Origin of the sequence: Nocardia sp. NPDC058497 (assembly GCF_042720195.1) — a bacterium.
GTDB lineage: Bacteria > Actinomycetota > Actinomycetes > Mycobacteriales > Mycobacteriaceae > Nocardia.
Genome location: NZ_JBHXMY010000543.1, coordinates 1 through 3966, shown reverse-complemented (window position 1 = coordinate 3966; position 3966 = coordinate 1). Strand labels below are relative to the sequence as shown.

Annotated in this window: 1 protein-coding gene; it reads left to right on the top strand. The window is 67.2% G+C overall.

The window, feature by feature from the left end; genetic code table 11:
• Window positions 1-3: 3 nt before the first annotated feature.
• Window positions 4-3966 (top strand): type I polyketide synthase (locus ACFWPJ_RS26850; protein ID WP_378855375.1); only part of this gene is annotated, 3963 nt, incomplete at its 3' end.

Genomic DNA, 3966 nt, shown 5'->3' with positions numbered 1-3966 from the left:
AACGTGCGGTCTTGTCCGGCCCTACCTGCGGCGACGAATCTGAGTGAGGACGCGAGCTCGCGTCCGCCGGACGGAGCGTCGAATGGATTGACCGCGCCGAACGGTCCCTCGCAACAGCGGGTGATCCGCCGCAGCCTCGCCAACGCGGGACTGTCGGTAACCGACATCGACGTCGTGGAGGCTCACGGCACGGGCACGCGTCTCGGCGATCCGATCGAGGCGCAAGCGCTGCTGGCGACCTACGGTCAGGACCGGTCCGCTGGTCAGCCGTTGCTGCTGGGTGCGTTGAAATCGAATCTCGGTCACACCCAAGCCGCTTCGGGCGTGGCCGGTGTTATGAAAATGGTGCTCGCGATGCGGCACGGAGTCGTGCCGAAGACTCTGCACGTGGACGCACCGTCCTCGCACGTGGACTGGGAGACCGGCCGTGTCGAGTTGGTGACGGACACGGTCGAGTGGCCGATAACCGGGCGCGCGCGCCGGGCTGGGGTGTCCTCGTTCGGAATCAGTGGCACCAACGCCCACGTCATCATCGAACAGGCTCCGGAAACCGTCGCCGCCGCAGATTCCGAATCCGCAGTAGTACAGTCGGATTCAGCCATGCCCGGCGCGGTGGTGCCGTGGATGTTATCGGCGCGCTCGGAGCCGGCACTGCGGGATATGGCAGCCAGGCTGCTGACTCATCTCGAGGCACATCCCGCATTGGATCCGTCGGATGTGGGATGGTCGCTGGTATCGGGGCGGGCGCGATTCGATCAGCGTGCCGTCATCACCGGCGCCGATCGCGCGCAGCTCCTGGACGGATTGACGGCACTGGCGGCGGGCGAAGCGCACCAGTCGGTGACCGTCGGTGAGGTTGCCACGGGAAAGACCGTGTGGGTGTTCCCCGGTCAAGGTGCGCAGTGGTTGGGCATGGGTCGCATACTGGCACACCAGTTCCCGGTATTCGCAGCCAAGCTCCGAGAATGTGATGAGGCATTCGCGCCCTGGGTGTCCTGGTCGCTGCGAGATATCCTCGCCGAGGATGATGCGGCCTGGCTCGACCGTGTCGAGGTGGTACAGCCGGTTCTGTTCGCGGTCATGGTGTCGCTGGCGGAGCTGTGGCGATCGCTCGGCGCGACGCCGGACGCGGTCCTGGGACATTCCCAGGGTGAGATCGCCGCGGCCCATGTCGCGGGCGCGTTGTCGTTGCCCGACGCAGCCCGCATCGTGATCCAGCGATCGGCCGCTTTGACCGCGTTGGCCGGGCAGGGCGCAATGGTGTCGGTGTCGTTGCCGGCAGACGAGGTCGCCGAGCGGCTGCCGATCGATTCTGATCTCGCCGTGGCCGCCATCAACGGTCCCGCGACAACGGTCATATCGGGTCCCACCTCGGCGGCGGAGGAGTTCATGGTCGCGTGCGAGCGCGACGGAGTGCGAGCACGCCGGATCGCGGTCGACTACGCGTCACACTCACCACAGGTCGACAGCCTCGAACAGTCCCTGCTGACAGCATTCGAGGGCCTCCGGGCGGGCGCATCGGAGGTGGCTTTCCATTCGACGGTGACCGGATCGATAGTCGATACGGTCGAGTTGGATGCGCGGTACTGGGTCCGGAACCTGCGTGAGACAGTACGTTTCGAGCCCGTCGTGCGGGCGCTGCTCGGCGACGGCCATACGGTGTTCGTGGAAATGAGCCCGCATCCGCTGCTGGGCTTGGGGATCGAGCAAACAGCGGAGTCGCTGGACAAGTCCGTGCGGGTGGTCGGTTCGGTGCGGCGTGACGACGGTGGCGCGAGCCGATTCATGTCGTCACTGGCAGCGGCCGAGACGGCCGGCACCATGGTCGACTGGAAGCGCCTGTGGGAGAATGTTCCTCGCCACCGGGTCCTGTTGCCGACCTATGCATTCCAGCGGCGTCACTACTGGCTGGAACACAGCGGCGGTGGCGACGCGGGTGTCCTGGGATTGGTCGATGCGGCGCATCCGTTGCTGGGTGCGGTGATGTCGGTACCCGATTCGGGGCAAACCGTGTTCTCCGGTCGGCTCTCGATCGGTTCGCAGCGCTGGCTGGCTGATCATGCGGTGTCGGGCCAGGTCGTGGTTCCGGGCGCGGTGTTCGTCGAGTGGATGTCGGTTATCGGTGACCGCGTGGGCTGTGAAGTGGTGCGGGAGCTGATGATTCAAGTACCGCTGGTGTTGCCCGCACGCGGTGCGGTGGCGGTGCGGATCGTCGTCGACGCCGCCGAGAGCGGCGGCGTCCGCGCGGTGCGGGTGTATTCGCGCCCCGACGCGGTCCCGGCTGATCTGGCCGACGATACGGACTGGACTGCGCACGCCGAGGCCACCATCGCACCCGCGTCACCCTCACACACCGACACCGACCATCTGTCGGCGTGGCCGCCTGCGGGTGCGGTAGGGGTGGCGGTCGACGGACTCTACGACCGTCTCGCCGACGCCGGATACGCCTACGGACCTGCGTTCCAGGGCCTGCGTGCGGCGTGGCGGCGCGGCGATGACCTCTACCTCGAAGCCGCGTTGCCGCAACCGGGATCCGATATCGATCGCTACGCGCTGCATCCGGCATTGCTCGATGTCGTACTGCAGGGTATGGCGGTCGTCGCGATGGATTCGAGTCCCGAAGCAACCACCGAGGGCCCCCGGATGCCCTTCGCGTGGCAGGACATCGAGCTGTCCGCGGTGGGCGCGACCGTGGTGCGTGCACACCTGGCGTTCGGTCCTCGTACGGAATCCGGTTCGGGTGCGGTGTCGATTCGCGTCACGGACGAAGCCGGGCAGCCGGTATTGACCATCGGCTCGCTCACCACACGCCCGATCCACCCGGAGAATTCCCGCGCGCGCTCGCAGCGCTTGCTGGCAGTGGACTGGATCGCACAGCAGACCGCCGTATCGGCAGCCGACGATGGCCCGGCTGTCGTTCTCGATTCGCTCGCCTCCTTCACCGAGTGGGCCGCCGATACGCACACCGCTCCCGCGGTGGCGGCATTGGACCTACGCGGCAATAAGGCTGACGAGGACGAAGTCCAACGAGCACACCGACTTTCGTATGAGGCACTCGGCGTCGTGCAGGCGTGGTCGGGTGATACGCGTTTCGCGCAGAGCCGACTGGTGGTGCTGACCTCCGGTGCGGTGTCGGTCGCCGGCGAGCCGGCGTCGGATGTGGCCGCTGCGACGATATGGGGGTTGGTGCGTTCGGCGCAGACGGAGGATCCGGATCGAATCGTCCTGGCCGATATCGACAGTGCCGATGGTGAGGCTTTGGCGGCAGTACTCGCACGGATCATCGTGTGTGGAGACCCGCAGGTGGCGGTGCGCGGGCAGGTCGTGCACGCGGCACGGCTCACCAGGCTGGCGGCCGCGACAACCACCGACGTCGAGCCGGATGTGCGATTGTCTGCCGGTTCGGTCGTGATTACCGGCGGTACAGGCGGTTTGGGTGCGTTAATCGCGCGGCACCTGGTGGCCGTTCACGGGGTGCGATCGATAGTCCTGGCCTCGCGCAGCGGTGAATCCGCGTCCGGAGCACAGGATTTGGTCGCCGCGCTCACCGATCTGGGTGCGCACGTGTCGGTGATCGCGTGCGACGTGTCGACTCGGGGCGGGGTCGCCGCCTTGTTGGCGGCAGTGCCGCAGCAGTCGCCATTGGCCGGTGTCGTCCACACCGCGGGCGTGATCGACGACGCCATGGTGTCGGCGCTGACCCCGGCGCGTTTGGATACGGTGCTGGCGGCCAAGGCCGATGCCGCATGGTGGCTGCACGAAGCCACCAAGGACCTCGACCTCGCCCTGTTCGTCCTGTACTCCTCCGCCGCCGGGGTATTCGGTGGTGCCGGACAGGGCAACTACGCGGCCGCCAACACCTTCCTCGACGCTCTGGCCGAATATCGGCGCGCGCAGGGGCTTCCGGCGGTGTCGATCGCGTGGGGACTGTGGGATGCCGGTGCGGGCATGGGTGCCAGGCTCCGC